Origin of the sequence: Aeromonas sp. R1-1 (genome assembly GCF_040908495.1) — a bacterium.
GTDB lineage: Bacteria > Pseudomonadota > Gammaproteobacteria > Enterobacterales > Aeromonadaceae > Aeromonas > Aeromonas veronii.
Genome location: NZ_JBFODV010000261.1, coordinates 1 through 15,001 on the forward strand (window position 1 = coordinate 1; position 15,001 = coordinate 15,001).

The window sequence follows — 15,001 nt, forward strand, 5'->3', positions numbered from 1 at the left end:
GACATTCTTGGCGCAATTTGAGGAGAGATCATGCAGACCGACACCACCCTGACCCCGGAATATGAAGCAGAGCTGGAAGCCTTTATGGCTGACGGTGGCACCCTGGCCATGCTGCAGGATATCTCGGGCGACACCCTGGAGCAGCTCTATGCCCTGGCCTTTGGCCAGTATCAGGCCGGCAAGTGGGAGGATGCTCACAAGATCTTCCAGGCCCTCTGCATGCTGGATCACTATGAGCCGCGCTATTTCCTTGGGCTGGGTGCCTGCCGTCAGGCGATGGGGGAGTTTGAAACGGCGGTTCAAAGCTACAGCTTTGGCGCCATGCTCGACCTGAACGATCCCCGTTTCCCGTTTCATGCTGCCGAGTGCCGGCTGCAACAAGGTGATTTGAACGGGGCCGAGAGTGGCTTCCACTCGGCCCGACTGCTGGCGGACACAGATCCCCGGCAGGCAGACCTGGCGGCAAGCGCCAAGGTCATGTTGGAAGCCATCGCAATCAGAAGGGATCTGCAAGATGAACCCGATCAGTAATGAAAGACAGGTTTCCCCGCTGGGAAACACAGGTGATGTTGCGGGCCTGGCGCCCGTAACCCAACCTCGCAGTGAAACACGGCTCGATGCCGCCACGGTGCAAGTCGCCGGTCAGGCCCGCAAGTCAGGGGTCTCGCTAAACGCACCACTGGCGGTAAGCAATAGCCAGGTCAGTGCGCAGCAACTTGGTGAAATCGGCAAGTTGGTGGCTTCGGTGAAAGAGAACACCCGCTTGATTCTGCCGCACACCACCGGGTTGGTGACAGCAGCCTTTACCTCGCCCGAAGCGTTCGAGATTGAGCTGGGCAAGCTCACCAGCGATCTGGAGAAGACCCAGACCAAGCTGAAGCTTGATGATATCCGACAAGCTCGCACGCTGAACGAGAAGAAGATCGGCGAGAACCAGGCGAAGATCAAAGAGGCAGAAGAGAGTGCCCAGGAGGCCAAGAAGGCCGGTATCTTTGGCAAGATTTTTGGCTGGATCAGTGCCATCGCCTCGCTGGTGATCGGTGCCATCATGGTGGCAACCGGGATTGGTGCTGCCGCCGGTGCCCTGATGATCGCAGCTGGCGTCGTTGGCGTGGTCAACATGGCTGTGCAGCAGGCTGCCGCTGATGGCCTTATCTCCAAGGAGGTGATGGAGAAGCTGGGGCCAGCCCTGATGGGGATAGAGATTGCATTGGCAGTGATTTCGGCCGCAGTCAGTTTCGGTGCGACCATTGGCGGTGCGATTGCCAAACTGGGCGCCAAGATTGGTGGCAAGGTTGCGGATGTTACCGCCAAAATCGTTGCCAAAGCGGGTGAAATGGCCGCCAAATTTGGTGCCAGAGCAACCGTTGAGGCGGTGAAGGTGAGTGACAAGGTGGCGAAAGTGGCCAAACTGGCCACCCAGGGTGCCGATATCCTCATTGATGTGAGCAGTGGCGTGGCCAAAACGGTCCAGTCGGCGAAAGAGTCCGAGTCGCTCGATGCCCAAGCTGATCTTGCCTTGAGCAAGAGCGAGATGACCGAACTGCAAGGGGTCATCGACAAGCTCAAGGAGGCGATAGCCCAGATGATCGAGGCGTTCCAGCAGACCATGGAGATGATCTTCCTGATGATCAATGCCAAGGGCGACATGATGAACAACCTGGCCCGCAGACCTGCCGCTATCTAAGGAGTACCGACCATGATTAACAGTGATTATGCAAATGGTGTGACCCGTACCGCCCCGCTGACCGAGGTGCAAGCCGGTGAGCCGCAGCAGGTTCGCAGTGCGACCACTGCCCATGAGGCTGCCGTTTCGACCCGTTCGCAAGGGGCAGAGAACAAGAGCGTTCCTACTCTGCCACGCCCCTCCATCCCCTTCGATACCAAAGGGGTGACCCAGATGGTTGCGCAGCTGGACAGTGCGATGGATATGATGTCCTTGCTGTTCAAGCTGGCCCGCCAGGCCCGTGAGGAGGGGTTGCAGGTTCGGGACATCGAAAACAAGCTGGTCATCAGTAGCCAGCAGGCGCAGGTTGACGAGATGCGCCACGGCGCCAAGCTGATGATCGTCATGGCGGTGGTCTCCGGCGTGATGGCGGGGTTCTCTGCCATTATGGGCGGGATCAGCCTGGGCAAGGGCGCCAAGACTATCAAGCAGCAACAATCCCTTGATGGCAAGATTGCCGGTCGCGAGGCCTTGATTGACGCCAAGGTTGATAGCTTGAGCAAGCAGGGCCAGCAGGTTGACCGTGCTGATGTGGGCAAAGTCTGGAAACAGGATCAAGTTGCAGACAGTAATGCGAGCCGATTGTTGGACAAGAAATTTGCTCGCACTTCCGAACGGGGTCAGGTGTTCAACACCGTAACCCAGTCTGTGGGGCAAATGAGCAACTCTGCGGTGCAGGTGGCGCAGGGTGATAGCCAGGCCAATGCGAAAGAAGACGAGGTCGAGGCGACCATCAGTCAGAGCGAGAAGCAGAAGGCCGAGGACAATATGTCCTTCAATGCCAATTTTATGAAAGATCTGCTGCAACTGATGCAGCAGTATTCCCAGAGCCAGAATCAGGCCTGGAAAGCGGCATTCGGCGTGGCATAAACGTCATGGCAATCAAGGCGCCCACTGGGGCGCCTTTTTGTTTTTCCGACCATTTTTCTTAAAAGTGCCGCCCTTGAGTGACAGCCCGCATGTCGGTGGCAGGCTAACATCTCTTCCTCTCTGCTGGAGGAAATCATGGATGTAACTGTCATCATCAATCGACTGCTCGCTGAATTTGCCACCAAATATGGTTTGCCATCCCTGGCTCTGAATCAGGAGGGGGTTGCGGCGCTCTGCTTTGACGAGCAGTTGCAACTCAGCCTGATCCTGGTGCCAGAGCGGGATCAGCTGGTGTTGCAGGCTGACGTGGCCGAGCTGCATCAGGTGGGCGAGGGGATTTTCCGTCAGTTGGCCAGCTTCAATCGTCACTGGTATCAGTTCAATCTTCACTTCGGTTTCGATGAAGAGAGTCTGACGGTGCAACTCTATCGCCAGATGGCGGCAAGCCGGTTGACCCTGGCGTACCTTGAAGAGAGTCTCGCCAGCATGCTGGAGCATGCCGAGTTCTGGCAGGAGTTGCTGCAACCCGGTACTCGGGAGGCAGGCAGCAGTGATCAGGTGATGGGAGTGCGGGTATAACCATGAAGATTCAGGAATCACAAGGCGCGCTGGCCCTGCATGGGGCAGGGGCGGGCAAGGTAGGGGCATTTGCAGGCAGAACCGTGAGTGCCCGGTCAGCCAGTGCGAGCCAGGTTCCCCTGTCGGCACTGCTGCGACGCTCCATTACCCTCAATCAGGTCCAGGAGCTGGCGTTGCAGCGACTGCAGCAGGGCGAGCACACTCCGCTGAGTGAACGGCGGATCCGGGTGTTATGAGAGGTCTGCTGCTACTGATGCTGTTGGCCATGCTGGCCGGTTGTGTCACCACCCCGGAGCTGAAGCCATCGCAACAGCAACTCAAGGGCGAGGTGCGCTTCCCGCAAGCCTTGCCACGTCCGGCGACGGTGGAGGTGGCGGTGCTCAGCGTGATCGGGGGGCGTCCGTTGCAAGTGGCAGCCACCCGTTATGAGGTGACCATGCTGCCATTGCTGTTTGATCTGCGTTTGACCCCTCTGCAACTGGCGGAAGGGGAGATCTATCTGCGGGCCCGCTTGCGATTTATAGATGGCTCCGCGGTACAGGCTATGAGTCAGCAGAAAGTTTTTAAGATTTTTAATGACAAAAAAATGGTTATTCAATTGCAGCCAAAAGCTTGTTATCCACAATGTCAGTAATGATTGTGTTTAAATAAAAAGCATCAAATCAATCATTTATTAATTTGTCAGTTAAGATTGAAGGTTTCTTTTTGTAACGAAGTATTTTTTGCTGTAAGCACACCATTAAGTATGAGTCGTTGCACTGGATAAATAGTGTGTTAGCTCTAATTTTAGGCTGGTTTTTCTGCTTGTGACTGTTGTAGGATCCCCCTTCATTTCAATGGTGATTAATTTTTGAATTCACCAGCGAATGACTTGATTACAAAATAATAAATAAAAATAACAGCAATAATAAAGCACCCGAGAGCGACCCGCTTCCGGAGGTGTTACTGGTACTACACGCAGATTCAGGAAAATAAAACATGAAAGGCATTACTACCACAGAGAAGGGCGATATGGCCCTGCTCCAGTGGTGCATGTCTGCTTTTAACGTTATCGAACATCCGCAAGAGGGAATTTATATTCTCCTGGAAGGATCGATGAAGTGGCAGGACTGTACCGATACCTATGAATTATCCTCCAACGAACTTCTGTTCGTGCGCCGTGGCAACTACGCGGTCTGTACCGGTGACGGCCCCTGCCGCCTGCTTTGGCTACCTCTGTCAAACTCCTTTTTGCAAGGCTTCTTGCAACGTTTTGGTTCACTATTGAGTGAAGTCCCCCGGCTGGAGGGGATGGCCCCCACGCTGTTGCCGTTTCACTCATCCCCTTTGCTGACCCAATGTATTCAGGGGCTGCGCGGGTTGACCGAACATGAACATCCCCCCGCACTGGCCCAATTACGCACCGAAGAGTTGTTGTTTCTGCTCGCGTTTGGTGAACAGGGGCCTCAACTGATGTCTATTTTGCGCCAGCTGAGCAATCGCCAGGTCGAGCGGTTGCAACAGTTTATGGAAAAGCACTATCTGATGGAGTGGAAGCTCAGCGAATTCGCCAAAGAGTTCGGTATGGGATTGACCACTTTCAAGGAGCTGTTTGGCTCGATATATGGTGTTTCTCCACGCGCCTGGATCAGTGAAAGGCGGATCCTTTTCGCTCATCAGTTATTACTCAATAGTGAAATGAGCATCGTCGATATTGCGATGGAGGCCGGCTTCTCCAGCCAATCCTATTTTACCCAGAGTTATCGTCGTCGTTTTGGCTGTACGCCAAGCCGTGCCCGACACGGCACAGATTAACGCCGGACTAAAATAATCTGACGTTTTTTATAAGCCGCGGAGCGAGGCAATGGATAGAATAGCCAGCATATCGAAACATCATTCCATTATTGCCCGCAGCAAGATGATCAAGGCATAGCATGAGTCAGCAAGATCACCATTCACCTAACCAGGGCCTGTTTGCAGGTCGTCGGGTTACCGTTGTCCAGCCAGATACCCTGAGTCGGGATCGTCTGGTCGGCCAGCTGTCCGTGCTCCGTTATCAGGATGCCGGCGTGATCACCTCGCAGCAGATGGCCCTGTTGCAACGACTGTTGCCAAGAACTCGACTGGAGAGTCTGTTGGGCTCCATCTGGTTTCAGCGCCGTCTCGATGCCGCGCTGGCCGTCTCGCGTGAGGAGCTGCAACAGATCTTGCGTCTGGCAGGCAGTGAGCGTTGTGACTGGATGCAGCAGCTGGGGGACCGCATCAATCTGGCGGATCGTCCCTTGCTGTGGCACTGGGTGCTCTATCCCTTGCACCGCTGGTGGGTTCAGCGTCTTGAACCACTTTACGGCGCCTGGCTTAACGAACTGGAGCAGTTGCAGGTGATGCGCCGCCAGCTCAATGCCCAGGCTGTGTTCTGGCAGACCGTGGTCGATGTACCGGCGGATCTGGAGAGCCGGATCGCCGATCAGCTTGAGCAGTTGAACCAGCGCGAGCAGGAGCTCACCCGGCTGCAGACTGATTGTGAGACACGTCTCCAGCTGGCCTGGCCTGCCTGGTATGCACAAACGAGCAAGGAGGGAGACCCGGTTCACCTGATGCCGGTACCGCTTGAGCTCGGCACATTCTGGCATGCCCTGCAGGCTCTGCCCCATCAGGATGAGGCAGCCCTAACCCTGCATGAGTGGCTGGCTGGCCGGGGCATTGCCCTGGGTCAGGATCACTTCTACTGGCAGCCTCCTGCGCCCTAGATAGCCCGAGGAACTATGCAAACGCTACTGAATCGATTGGCCGCAAACCTTGGCCAAGGGCCTTTTATTGCCGACGCACAGGGAAAGTACCATCTGCGGATCGATGGTTATCCCCTCTTTCTGACCCCCAGAAACGGTGAATTGCTGCTGAGTACCCCGCTTGCAAGCAGCCAGAGGAATGACGCTGAGGCCCATGATCCGGCGCTGCTAAAGCGTCTGTTGCAACAGGTGGTGGCCTGGGGGCGTCATGCCCCCCATGCCCTGGTGCTGGACGATCTTGGCAATTTGCAGCTGGAGGCGCGGCTCGCGCTGGAGTGGCTCGATGAGGCGCTGCTGGCGGAGCGCCTGAGCCAGCACATCGCCCTGCTGGAGCGCTTGGAACCCCAATTGACCGAGGCCGCCTTGGCCCCCCAATGGAGACAGATGATATGGCACCCTTGAGTGTGCAACCCCTGCTGCGTCCCCTGTTGTGGATCTGCCTCGCCGTGATGGCGTGGCAGCGTCCCGCCATGGCACAGGAGCTGGACTGGGTGCCCATGCCTTACAGCTATGTGGCTGAAGGGGAGAGTCTGCGCGACGTGCTGGTCAACTTCGGTGCCAACTACGAGGTCTCCGTGGTGGTCAGCGACAAGGTCAACGATCAGGTCAACGGTCAGTTTGAGCATGACGAGCCGCTCGCCTTTTTGCAGCAGCTCTCCTCCCTCTACAACCTGGTCTGGTACTACGACGGCAATGTGCTCTACGTCTTCAAGAACAGCGAAGTGCAGTCCCGTCTCATCAATCTTGAGCAGACTGGCGCTGCAGAACTCAAGCAGGCGCTGCAACGAGCCGGGATCTGGGAGCCCCGCTTTGGCTGGCGCCCCGATGCGGATAACCGGCTGGTCTATGTCTCCGGCCCGCCCCGTTACCTTGAACTGATCGAGCAGACCGCGCTGGCATTGGAGCAACAGTCTCAGCTGCGCAGCGAGAAGACCGGGCCGCTGGCCATCGAGATCTTCCCCCTCAAGTACGCCTCGGCGACTGACCGATCCATCCAGTACCGCGATACCGATGTGGCGGCGCCCGGTGTGGCGACCATTCTGGCCAAACTGCTGAGCGATGCTGGCGTGCAGATGGTCAACGGCGAGGGCAATAAAGGCGCCGCAGCCACCTCCGGTCAGGCCATCGTGCAGGCCGATCCTTCCCTCAATGCGGTGATCGTGCGCGATGCTCCGGAGCGGATGGCGATGTACGGCAAGCTGATCGCCGCGCTCGACAAACCGGCGGCCCGCATTGAGGTGGCGCTCTCCATCATCGACATCAATGCCGAGGATCTCTCCCAGCTGGGGGTGGATTGGCGAGTGGGGATCCGCACCGGTTCCAACCAGCAGGTGATTATCAAGACCACCGGCGATCGCAAAGGAATTGAAGGGGGCGCTGCGCTCGGCAGTCTGGTGGACTCCAAGGGACTCGACTATCTGCTGGCCCGGGTCAACTTGCTGGAAAACGAAGGCAATGCCCAGGTGGTCTCCCGCCCGACCTTGCTGACCCAGGAAAACACCCAGGCGGTGATCGACCACAGCGAGACCTATTACGTGAAGATCAGCGGCGAGCGGGTGGCCGAGCTGCAGGGGATCACTTACGGCACCATGTTGCGGATGACGCCCCGGGTGATCCAGATGGGTGACAGACCCGAGATCAGCCTGAGCCTCCACATCGAGGATGGCAACCAGAAACCCAACAGTGCGGGGGCCGATGGCATTCCCACCATCAGTCGCACCGTGGTCGATACCATCGCTCGGGTCGGCCATGGCCAGAGTCTGCTGATAGGCGGTATCTACCGCGACGAGATGAGCGAGAACCTGAGCAAGGTGCCCTTCCTTGGTGACATCCCCTATCTGGGGGCGCTGTTCCGTAGCAAGGACACCCAGACCCGTCGTTCGGTGCGGCTCTTTATCATCGAGCCTCGTCTGATTGATGACGGTATTGCCCACTATCTGGCCCTCGGCAATGGTCAGGATCTGCGAGCCGGGGTGCTCGCTGCTGATGAGATCTCCAATCAGAGTCTCTCCCTTGGCAAGGTGCTGGGGGGCGCGCAATGCCAGCCGCTGGCTGCAGCCCGTGATGTGCAGCAACTGCTGCGTCAGGGGGGCAAGAGCTCGTCCCTCACCCAGTGCCGGATGGGCAATGAGCTGGGGTGGCGTCTGGTCGAAATGAACAAGGATCAAAAATGTACACCGGCCGCCAGCTGGTGCGTGCAGGCGGGCAATGAGGGCGCTACCCGATGAGCTGGAAGTGCCGCGTATATCGCGGGCTCAACCGCGGGGTAGAAGTTCCACTGCCGGAGGGGCGTCTGGTCATCGGTTCCGATCCCCTCAAGGCTGATCTGGTGCTGGTGGATGAGGGGATGGCCCCCGAGCATCTGGTACTGCTGGTGAATGGGGAAGGGATCACCCTGCAAGCCTGGGCGGACGGTATTACCCCGACTCAGGACGGTGTCGCCCTGACCGCGGGAGAGACGCTCAGGGCGGGGACTCGACTGGAGGCAGGCCCGCTGCTCTGGAGCTTCTGTGACAACAGTCGTTCGCTACCCGAACAGCTGGAGGCTCTGGCGGCGGTGGTTGCTCCTTCTCGTGCGCCGCGGCGGCGGGCAGCGGGCGCCGACGTCTGGATGGGCGCCCTCTGCCTGAGTCTGGTGGTCGCCGTGGTCTTGCTGCTCGGCACGGGCTGGTGGCATGGCGCCGACGAGAACGAATCCGCCCGCAGTGAGCAGGCATTGAAGCGCTTTCTGGCCGCACCAAACTACCGTCAGGTGGTGCTGAACAGTAGTGACCCCGAGCTGTGGCAGCTCTCGGGTTATGTCGATGAGAACAGCGCGCGTCTTGCTTTGCAACAGTACCTCGACAGCAAAGGTTTCAGCTACCGGCTGGAGCTGCGCACCATGGAAGATCTGCGGCAGGGTGCCGGCTTTATCTTGCAGAAGCTGGGTTATGAACAGCTGCAGATCCGCAATGGCAAGGAGCCCGGCTGGCTCAAGCTCAGCGGTGAAATTCAGGGGCAGGATGGCAAATGGAGCACCATTGAATCTCTGCTCAAGCAGGAGGTCCCCGGCCTGCTGGGGGTTGAGAATCAGGTACAGATTGCCGGGGCTTATCGCAAGCGCCTCGATGCCTTGCTGCAGGAGCAGGGGCTGGCTGGTGCATTACGGGTGCGTGAGGCGGGTGGGCGACTCGAACTCTCCGGCCAGCTGGATGAGCGCCAACTTGGCCAGTTTCAGCAGGTCAATCAGCAGTTTCGCCGGGAGTTCGGTACACACCCGACGCTGGAGCTGATCAACCAGACCAGAACGCCGCGTCAGGATGAGCTGGAGTTCGACGTGCGCAGCGTCTCGTTTGGTCGGGTGCCTTATGTGGTATTGGCAGACAACCAGCGCTATCCGGTTGGGGGCGCAACCTCCAGCGGGGTGCGGGTGCTGGCCATTCGCCCCGATGCGGTGGTGGTGAGCAAAGGCAAGCAGCAATACATCGTCAAATTAAAAGGAGCCGAGCGGCATGATGACCAGTTTGGAAGCGCGACTGTCCGGCGCTGATCCCGCCTTTGCCCGTGAGCTGCATGAGCAGCTTGTTCAGGCGCAGGGTGAAGTGAAACGGCAACTGCTGCGCGGGGGAACCCCGCAACAGTATCGGGAGTGGCAACAACAGGCCGACGCCATTGAGGCGGGGCTCACGATCATTGGCAAGATAAAGGAGCACAACCATGGCTGATTACTTTACCTATACGGACAAGAACAGTAACACCCTCGATCAAGTGGCAGAAAACCTTTCTGGTCAGGCCAACACCGCCAACACCGAGGTCAACAAGGCCATTGAGGCGATGAAAACCAATCCGGATAACCCGGCGCTGTTGGCCGAGTTGCAGCACAAGATCAACAAATGGTCGGTGATCTACAACATCAACTCCACCGTGACTCGGGCCATGAAAGACCTGATGCAGGGTATTTTGCAGAAGATTTGATGATGAACCCTGAACTCAAGCGACAACTGGCCGAACTTGCGCTGGCTGGTACCGGCCACCATTGTCACCAGGAGGCGGCTACTATTGCCGACTGGCTGGCGGGTGCGCCGGAGATGACCGAGTGTGTAACGCTCATTCGCCTCTCCTCCCTGATGAACCGGGGGGATTACCAGGCCGCTTTGCAGCTTGGTGGCGAGCACTGCACACCGGATATCGAACCCTGGCTGGCCCTGTGCGAGTGGCGGCTTGGTCAGCAGGAGGCGCTGACTGCACGGTTGCTCCGACTGGAGCAGAGCGGTCAGCCAACCTTGCAACAGTTTGCCGCCGGCCTGCGTGAGCAGATGGCCTCATGAAAATTGAAGGCAGCGATCAGCTGGGGGGAGAGCAGCCGTTGCGTCAGCCGCCCCCGCCCGAATCCATGGCCCAACGCCAGTTCGAGCGACTGCTGGCCAAGACCCCCGAGCCGGATCTGTTCGAACGCTGGCAACAGGGGACACCCCTTGAGGGTTTGCTGGCCGGTGTAACACCAGCCGCCAAGCGTGAACTGCTCTGGCAGATCTACCAACAGGGCGACAAACCGGCGCCTGAGATTGGCAAGCAGCTGTTTGCCCCGGTCACCGACAAGCTGATCGCGCGGTTTGGCGAGCGTCAGTCGCCGGTGGTGGATGCCATCGATCTGCCGGAGTTGCGAGCCACCATGCGGGAGTTTGACCCCCTAGCGTCGCGGCGGGAGAAGGTGTTGCTGAACTTGTTGAGCGAGCTCAGGGACGGGCAGGGCGCTGTGCCCGCGGGGCATCAATTTCTCGATGCGCTGGCCCGGCGCGAGCTGATGACCCTGATCCCGCTCAACGGCATGGTAGACAATCTGATGCGCAATTCGCACAAACTTGATCTGGAGGCGTGATGGAAATTACACAGTCTGCCCAGGCGGTGGTCACCAGCCTGGATGAGTTGAAAGCGGTGGATCTCTCCTCGCCCCATGTCGCCAGTTTTGAACAGGCGATGGGGAGCACATCCCAGGGGATGGGGAGCTCCCTGCTGGGGGAGCTGGGGGAGTTGAAGCAGCAGTTTGTCGAGGCCAAACAGAGCCTGCAAGCCGAGCTGGCGACCCCGGGGGATGATCCCAACAGCCTGATGCAGATGCAGTGGTCGTTGATGCGGATCACCATGCAGGAGGAGCTGATTGCCAAGACAGTGGGCAAGATGAGCCAGAACGTAGAAACCCTGTTGAAGACCCAGTGAGGTAGTGTGAAGAGATCGATGCTGATGGGGGTGCTCGGCGCCTCGTTGCTGCTCAGTGGCTGCAAAGTGGAGCTCTATACCGGGGTCACTCAGAAAGAGGGCAACGAGATGCTGGCGTTGCTGCAAACCGAGGGGATCGCCTCGGACAAGCAGCCGGACAAGGATGGCCGCATCAAGCTGCTGGTGGAGGAGTCCGACGTGGCGCAGGCCATCGAGACCCTCAAACGCAAGGGCTATCCAAAAGAGAGCTTCTCCACTCTGCAGGATGTGTTTCCCAAGGATGGCCTCATCTCCTCGCCCACCGAGGAGCGGGCTCGCCTCACCTATGCCAAGGCGCAGGAGATCTCCAATACTCTGTCGGAAATAGACGGCGTGCTGGTGGCTCGTGTCCATGTGGTGCTGCCGGAGGGCAATGAGGGGATCAGCAAGAAACCCTCTCCGGCCTCGGCCTCGGTCTTTATCAAGCATGCGGCGGATATCCAGCTCGATACTTACATTCCGCAGATCAAACAACTGGTCAACAACAGTATCGAGGGGCTCGCCTACGACCGGATCAGCGTGGTGCTGGTGCCCTCGGCCGATGTGCGCCAGAGCCCGTTGATGCCGCGCAATACCTCGCTGTTCTCCATTGAAGTGAGCGAAGGTTCAAAATGGCGGCTGGGTGGCTTGATTGCCCTGTTGCTGGCGCTGGTGGTGACCAGCAACCTGGCGCAATACATGTGGCACCGGAGCCGGAGTCGCGGATGACGGTCGGTTTGACCCCCTATCAGCTGCGCTTTTGCCCGGCCAGTTACCTCCATGAGGCGCATCTGCCCTCATCCTGGGCTCAGGTGCCCAAACTCTTGCCCGAGTGGCGGACGCTGCCAGCCAGTAACGGCGCCCTGCTCGAGGCGCTGGCGCTGGGGATTGGCTATGAGATGCCCGCGCCTCTGGGGGGATTGGCGCTCTTTCCCCAAAGTGAGTTGATGCTGTTGTTGCGCCGTCTGGGGGCCGTGCTGCACGGTGAGGCGATCCGCCACTGCTTGCTGGCACCGAAGCTGCGCCAGATCATCGCCCTGCTGGGGGAGGAGGGGCACAGAGCTGTACTCTCCCAGCTCGACTTGTTGATCGGCCCCTGGCCTGCGGGTTGGCAGCGTCCGCTGCCCACTCAGTTTGATGAAGGCTTGCTGGAAGAGGCGGGCTTGCAGTTCTGGCTGGCTGCGGCCGGAGAGGGCCCCCCTGACTGGGCTCGCCGTCTCGCGCTGCGACTTCCCCTAGCGCCACCCGGACCATCATGGCCTTTGGCGGCTGACCAGCTGCCACTGGCCCGGGCGCTTTGTCTCAAGATTGCCAAACAGGTAACCCCCCAATGCTGCCATTTGTTGAAATAAAGAGTGACCATCTGCAACTGGCGCCAAGCCAGCGTATTTTGCGTAGCCAGGATTACCTCTCCTACCTGAGCGCGCAGGAGCTGGTAGAGGCTGCCCGGGCCCAGGCGGCCGATATTGTGGCGGAGGCCCGCGCCGTCTATGAAGAGCAGAAGAGCCTTGGCTGGCAAGCCGGGATTGACGAAGCCCGGCGCGAACAGGCGGTGCTGATCCACCAGACCCAGTTGCAGTGCCAGGGGTACTATCGCACCGTGGAGCAGCAGATGAGCGAGGTGGTGCTGCAGGCGGTGCGCAAGATCCTGCACGATTACGATCAGGTGGCGCTCACCCTCAAGGTGGTGCGGGAGGCGCTCTCGCTGGTGAGCAACCAGAAGCAGGTGACGATACGGGTTCATCCCGAGCAGGTGCAGGCGGTGCGTGACCAGATCGCCCGGGTGCACAAGGATTTCCCCGAAATCGGCTATCTCGAGATCTCCGCCGATGCCCGCCTCGATCAGGGAGGCTGCATTCTCGAGACCGAGGTGGGGATCATCGACGCCAGCCTCGACGGCCAGCTGGAGGCGCTCTCCCTCGCCATGAACTCGGTGCTGGAAAAGCGCGGTGAACAGCAGGCCCGACTCGCCGGGGCGAATGCCGCGGTTGAATAAGGCGGCTGAATATATGGCCGGCTACGTGAGAGAACATTTATCTGACAAGTCCCGCCGGTTGTTACCTGCCCAAAACAAAACCGCCCCGGATATCCGAGGCGGTTTTTTATTTAGCGATACCGAGATGAGCCGTGGGGGGGGGCACAAGGGCTCAGCGATAGCGGCCACGTACCGAGCTGCTGGCGCGGCCGGCCATCTTGATCAGACTCTGGCGGGTGTGCAGGTGGCAGAGCGCGACGCCGAGGGCATCTGCTGCATCCGCCTGCGGGGTGGCGGAGAGTTTCAGCAGATGGGTCACCATATGCTGCACCTGCTCCTTGGCGGCGCCACCGGTGCCGACCACCGCCTGCTTGATCTGGGTGGCGGAGTACTCGCTCACCGGCAGATAGGCGTTGACTGCGGCGACGATGGCGCTGCCACGGGCCTGCCCCAGCTTCAGGGCCGAGTCGGCGTTGCGGGCCATAAAGACCCGCTCGATGGCAAACTCGGTGGGCTTGAACTGGGTGATGATCTCGCATACCCCGTCATAAACCTGCTTGAGGCGCTCCGGCAGCTCGCCGCAATCGGTGCGGATGCAGCCAGAGCCCAAGTATTCGGCCTTGCCGCCCACGACCCGGATAACCCCGTATCCGGTGATCCGCGAACCCGGATCGATGCCCAAAATAATGCTCATGGGTGTTGATTGCTCTAAACACGAGTGATGGCCGCCAAGATAGCAAACTGTGGCCCGTTTGGCTGTATGTCCCGGGTCAAGCGGGCAAAGATTGGACAGCCTGCGTCGGGCGTGGCTACCCCTTGAACAATTCTATGGTGTCGCCATCCTGCAGGCTGCCCGCGCCACGCACCACCACCCGATCCCCCTGCTTGAGGGCGCCGCTCACCGCTACCTGCTGGCTGTCGCCAAACAGCACGGTGACCGGCACCCGATTTACCTTGAGCGCCTTGCCACTCTGCGCCACCTGATAGACCACGCTGCCATCGGTGCCGAGCACCAGGGCATCTCGGGGCAGCAGCATGCTCTGCTGATCCCCCAGTGGCAGGGCAACCCGTACCGGCGAGCCGATGATGAAGGTGCCCGCTTCCGGTTTGAGGCGCAGCTCGATGAGGCGCGACTTGGGATCGGCGCTGGCGGCTCGCTGGTAATAGACGCCATGACCGCTCAGCTGTTCCCCCTCCACCCGCAGCCGGGTTTGCGGCGCCAGCTGCTGGGCCCAGAGAATGGGGGCCTGCAGGCGGATATCCGGCTGATCCGGGTTGACCAGCTCCAGCGCCTGCTCGCCCGCGTCCACATGCTCGCCGGGCTGGATGAAGTGGTTGTTCACCACCCCGTCGAACGGGGCATAGATGTGGCTGCGGCGCAGCTGTTCTTCAATCTGGTTCACTTGTATGGCGGCCAGCCGCTCGGCCAGCGCGGCCTGCTCCACATCGTAACTGGCCTTGTCGTACTGGCTCTGGGAGGCGCTCTTTTGTTGATGCAGCCGGGTGATCCGCTGGGATTCGGCGCGAGCGAAGCGCAAGTTGCTCTGCCATTTCGCCTGCTCGGCGCGGGCCTGCTCCAGCGAGAGGCGCAGTGCCGCGCTGTCGAGGCGCAGCAGATCGTCCCCTTTTTTGACCCGGCTGCCAAATTCGGCGATCCACTCCACCCGGCCGCTCACTTCGGCGCTTAGCGCCGCCTGCTGGCGACTCGCCACCGTGCCGCTGACCCAGATATTGGCGGCCGCATCCCCTTGGGTCACATCCGCCAGGGTCACCATCTTGCCCTGATCGGCTAATACCGGTAGCGCACTGCCTGCAATCAGCACCGCGCCAGCCAACATTCGGGTAATCATATGTGTCATCGATGAGCTC

At 59.5% G+C, this 15,001-nt stretch carries 21 protein-coding genes; 19 read left to right on the forward strand and 2 right to left on the reverse strand.

Annotation, left to right across the window (positions count from 1 at the left end):
* Positions 1-30 precede the first annotated feature (30 nt).
* From acrH to ascL, 19 genes are all read left to right on the forward strand, one after another.
* Positions 31-531, forward strand: coding sequence for a SycD/LcrH family type III secretion system chaperone AcrH (gene acrH / locus AB5Y92_RS17455; RefSeq protein ID WP_368227258.1), 501 nt, complete (start codon positions 31-33; stop codon positions 529-531).
* Positions 515-1,687 (forward strand): type III secretion system translocon subunit AopB, encoded by a 1,173-nt coding sequence (gene aopB / locus AB5Y92_RS17460; protein ID WP_368227259.1) that lies wholly within the window; start codon positions 515-517, stop codon positions 1,685-1,687. The genes acrH and aopB overlap by 17 nt, the downstream gene beginning before the upstream one ends.
* Positions 1,688-1,699: 12 nt before the next feature.
* Complete coding sequence (gene aopD, locus AB5Y92_RS17465) at positions 1,700-2,596, forward strand: type III secretion system translocon subunit AopD (RefSeq protein WP_368227260.1); 897 nt, start codon at positions 1,700-1,702, stop codon at positions 2,594-2,596.
* 135 nt (positions 2,597-2,731) lie between these two features.
* On the forward strand, positions 2,732-3,175 hold the full coding sequence (locus AB5Y92_RS17470; protein ID WP_021229946.1) for a type III secretion system chaperone: 444 nt from the start codon (positions 2,732-2,734) through the stop codon (positions 3,173-3,175).
* Positions 3,176-3,177: 2 nt separating this feature from the next.
* Positions 3,178-3,411, forward strand: a complete 234-nt coding sequence (locus AB5Y92_RS17475) for a T3SS regulon translocated regulator ExsE family protein (protein WP_164536377.1) — start codon at positions 3,178-3,180, stop codon at positions 3,409-3,411.
* Positions 3,408-3,809: a YscW family type III secretion system pilotin gene (locus AB5Y92_RS17480; RefSeq protein ID WP_164536378.1), complete on the forward strand. Its 402-nt coding sequence runs from the start codon at positions 3,408-3,410 to the stop codon at positions 3,807-3,809. Before AB5Y92_RS17475 ends, AB5Y92_RS17480 begins: the two co-directional genes overlap by 4 nt.
* Positions 3,810-4,153: 344 nt before the next feature.
* Positions 4,154-4,969 (forward strand): AraC family transcriptional regulator, encoded by an 816-nt coding sequence (locus AB5Y92_RS17485; protein ID WP_164536379.1) that lies wholly within the window; start codon positions 4,154-4,156, stop codon positions 4,967-4,969.
* A gap of 119 nt (positions 4,970-5,088) precedes the next feature.
* A complete protein-coding gene (gene exsD / locus AB5Y92_RS17490; protein ID WP_005334544.1) occupies positions 5,089-5,904 on the forward strand; it encodes a type III secretion system negative regulator ExsD in 816 nt (271 codons plus the stop codon).
* Between the two features lie 15 nt (positions 5,905-5,919).
* Positions 5,920-6,345, forward strand: coding sequence for a YscB family type III secretion system chaperone AscB (ascB, locus tag AB5Y92_RS17495; protein ID WP_017411838.1), 426 nt, complete (start codon positions 5,920-5,922; stop codon positions 6,343-6,345).
* Entirely contained in the window at positions 6,318-8,171 is a 1,854-nt protein-coding gene (gene ascC, locus AB5Y92_RS17500) for a SctC family type III secretion system outer membrane ring subunit AscC (protein WP_368227261.1), read from the forward strand. Before ascB ends, ascC begins: the two co-directional genes overlap by 28 nt.
* Positions 8,168-9,472: a SctD family type III secretion system inner membrane ring subunit AscD gene (ascD, locus tag AB5Y92_RS17505; RefSeq protein WP_111900816.1), complete on the forward strand. Its 1,305-nt coding sequence runs from the start codon at positions 8,168-8,170 to the stop codon at positions 9,470-9,472. The genes ascC and ascD overlap by 4 nt, the downstream gene beginning before the upstream one ends.
* Entirely contained in the window at positions 9,435-9,647 is a 213-nt protein-coding gene (locus tag AB5Y92_RS17510) for an EscE/YscE/SsaE family type III secretion system needle protein co-chaperone (RefSeq protein ID WP_005334536.1), read from the forward strand. Before ascD ends, AB5Y92_RS17510 begins: the two co-directional genes overlap by 38 nt.
* Positions 9,640-9,897, forward strand: a complete 258-nt coding sequence (gene ascF, locus AB5Y92_RS17515) for a type III secretion system needle filament protein AscF (protein ID WP_021229954.1) — start codon at positions 9,640-9,642, stop codon at positions 9,895-9,897. Before AB5Y92_RS17510 ends, ascF begins: the two co-directional genes overlap by 8 nt.
* Positions 9,897-10,250, forward strand: a complete 354-nt coding sequence (locus AB5Y92_RS17520) for a YscG family type III secretion system chaperone (protein WP_164536384.1) — start codon at positions 9,897-9,899, stop codon at positions 10,248-10,250. Before ascF ends, AB5Y92_RS17520 begins: the two co-directional genes overlap by 1 nt.
* Entirely contained in the window at positions 10,247-10,801 is a 555-nt protein-coding gene (locus AB5Y92_RS17525; RefSeq protein ID WP_040065222.1) for a YopR family T3SS polymerization control protein, read from the forward strand. The genes AB5Y92_RS17520 and AB5Y92_RS17525 overlap by 4 nt, the downstream gene beginning before the upstream one ends.
* Positions 10,801-11,139, forward strand: a complete 339-nt coding sequence (gene ascI / locus AB5Y92_RS17530; protein WP_005334527.1) for a SctI family type III secretion system inner rod subunit AscI — start codon at positions 10,801-10,803, stop codon at positions 11,137-11,139. The genes AB5Y92_RS17525 and ascI overlap by 1 nt, the downstream gene beginning before the upstream one ends.
* Positions 11,140-11,145: 6 nt before the next feature.
* Entirely contained in the window at positions 11,146-11,886 is a 741-nt protein-coding gene (gene ascJ / locus AB5Y92_RS17535; protein WP_179831119.1) for a SctJ family type III secretion inner membrane ring lipoprotein AscJ, read from the forward strand.
* Complete coding sequence (locus tag AB5Y92_RS17540) at positions 11,883-12,509, forward strand: Yop proteins translocation protein K (protein WP_368227262.1); 627 nt, start codon at positions 11,883-11,885, stop codon at positions 12,507-12,509. The genes ascJ and AB5Y92_RS17540 overlap by 4 nt, the downstream gene beginning before the upstream one ends.
* On the forward strand, positions 12,488-13,153 hold the full coding sequence (gene ascL / locus AB5Y92_RS17545) for a SctL family type III secretion system stator protein AscL (RefSeq protein WP_368227263.1): 666 nt from the start codon (positions 12,488-12,490) through the stop codon (positions 13,151-13,153). The genes AB5Y92_RS17540 and ascL overlap by 22 nt, the downstream gene beginning before the upstream one ends.
* A gap of 151 nt (positions 13,154-13,304) precedes the next feature.
* Here the strand turns inward: ascL and ruvC are convergent, their stop codons facing one another.
* Both ruvC and AB5Y92_RS17555 read right to left on the reverse strand, forming a co-directional pair.
* Entirely contained in the window at positions 13,305-13,826 is a 522-nt protein-coding gene (gene ruvC / locus AB5Y92_RS17550) for a crossover junction endodeoxyribonuclease RuvC (RefSeq protein WP_005334512.1), read from the reverse strand.
* A gap of 115 nt (positions 13,827-13,941) precedes the next feature.
* The gene (locus AB5Y92_RS17555) at positions 13,942-14,991 is read right to left on the reverse strand and encodes an efflux RND transporter periplasmic adaptor subunit (protein WP_368227264.1); all 1,050 of its coding nucleotides are present in this window, start codon (positions 14,989-14,991) and stop codon (positions 13,942-13,944) included.
* Positions 14,992-15,001 lie beyond the last annotated feature (10 nt).

Coding starts and splice junctions, on each gene's coding strand:
- acrH (WP_368227258.1), top strand. CDS start 31: ATGCAGACCGACACCACCCTGACCCCGGAATATGAAGCAGAGCTGGAA.
- aopB (WP_368227259.1), top strand. CDS start 515: ATGAACCCGATCAGTAATGAAAGACAGGTTTCCCCGCTGGGAAACACA.
- aopD (WP_368227260.1), top strand. CDS start 1,700: ATGATTAACAGTGATTATGCAAATGGTGTGACCCGTACCGCCCCGCTG.
- AB5Y92_RS17470 (WP_021229946.1), top strand. CDS start 2,732: ATGGATGTAACTGTCATCATCAATCGACTGCTCGCTGAATTTGCCACC.
- AB5Y92_RS17475 (WP_164536377.1), top strand. CDS start 3,178: ATGAAGATTCAGGAATCACAAGGCGCGCTGGCCCTGCATGGGGCAGGG.
- AB5Y92_RS17480 (WP_164536378.1), top strand. CDS start 3,408: ATGAGAGGTCTGCTGCTACTGATGCTGTTGGCCATGCTGGCCGGTTGT.
- AB5Y92_RS17485 (WP_164536379.1), top strand. CDS start 4,154: ATGAAAGGCATTACTACCACAGAGAAGGGCGATATGGCCCTGCTCCAG.
- exsD (WP_005334544.1), top strand. CDS start 5,089: ATGAGTCAGCAAGATCACCATTCACCTAACCAGGGCCTGTTTGCAGGT.
- ascB (WP_017411838.1), top strand. CDS start 5,920: ATGCAAACGCTACTGAATCGATTGGCCGCAAACCTTGGCCAAGGGCCT.
- ascC (WP_368227261.1), top strand. CDS start 6,318: ATGGAGACAGATGATATGGCACCCTTGAGTGTGCAACCCCTGCTGCGT.
- ascD (WP_111900816.1), top strand. CDS start 8,168: ATGAGCTGGAAGTGCCGCGTATATCGCGGGCTCAACCGCGGGGTAGAA.
- AB5Y92_RS17510 (WP_005334536.1), top strand. CDS start 9,435: ATGATGACCAGTTTGGAAGCGCGACTGTCCGGCGCTGATCCCGCCTTT.
- ascF (WP_021229954.1), top strand. CDS start 9,640: ATGGCTGATTACTTTACCTATACGGACAAGAACAGTAACACCCTCGAT.
- AB5Y92_RS17520 (WP_164536384.1), top strand. CDS start 9,897: ATGATGAACCCTGAACTCAAGCGACAACTGGCCGAACTTGCGCTGGCT.
- AB5Y92_RS17525 (WP_040065222.1), top strand. CDS start 10,247: ATGAAAATTGAAGGCAGCGATCAGCTGGGGGGAGAGCAGCCGTTGCGT.
- ascI (WP_005334527.1), top strand. CDS start 10,801: ATGGAAATTACACAGTCTGCCCAGGCGGTGGTCACCAGCCTGGATGAG.
- AB5Y92_RS17540 (WP_368227262.1), top strand. CDS start 11,883: ATGACGGTCGGTTTGACCCCCTATCAGCTGCGCTTTTGCCCGGCCAGT.
- ascL (WP_368227263.1), top strand. CDS start 12,488: ATGCTGCCATTTGTTGAAATAAAGAGTGACCATCTGCAACTGGCGCCA.
- ruvC (WP_005334512.1), bottom strand. CDS start 13,826: ATGAGCATTATTTTGGGCATCGATCCGGGTTCGCGGATCACCGGATAC.
- AB5Y92_RS17555 (WP_368227264.1), bottom strand. CDS start 14,991: ATGACACATATGATTACCCGAATGTTGGCTGGCGCGGTGCTGATTGCA.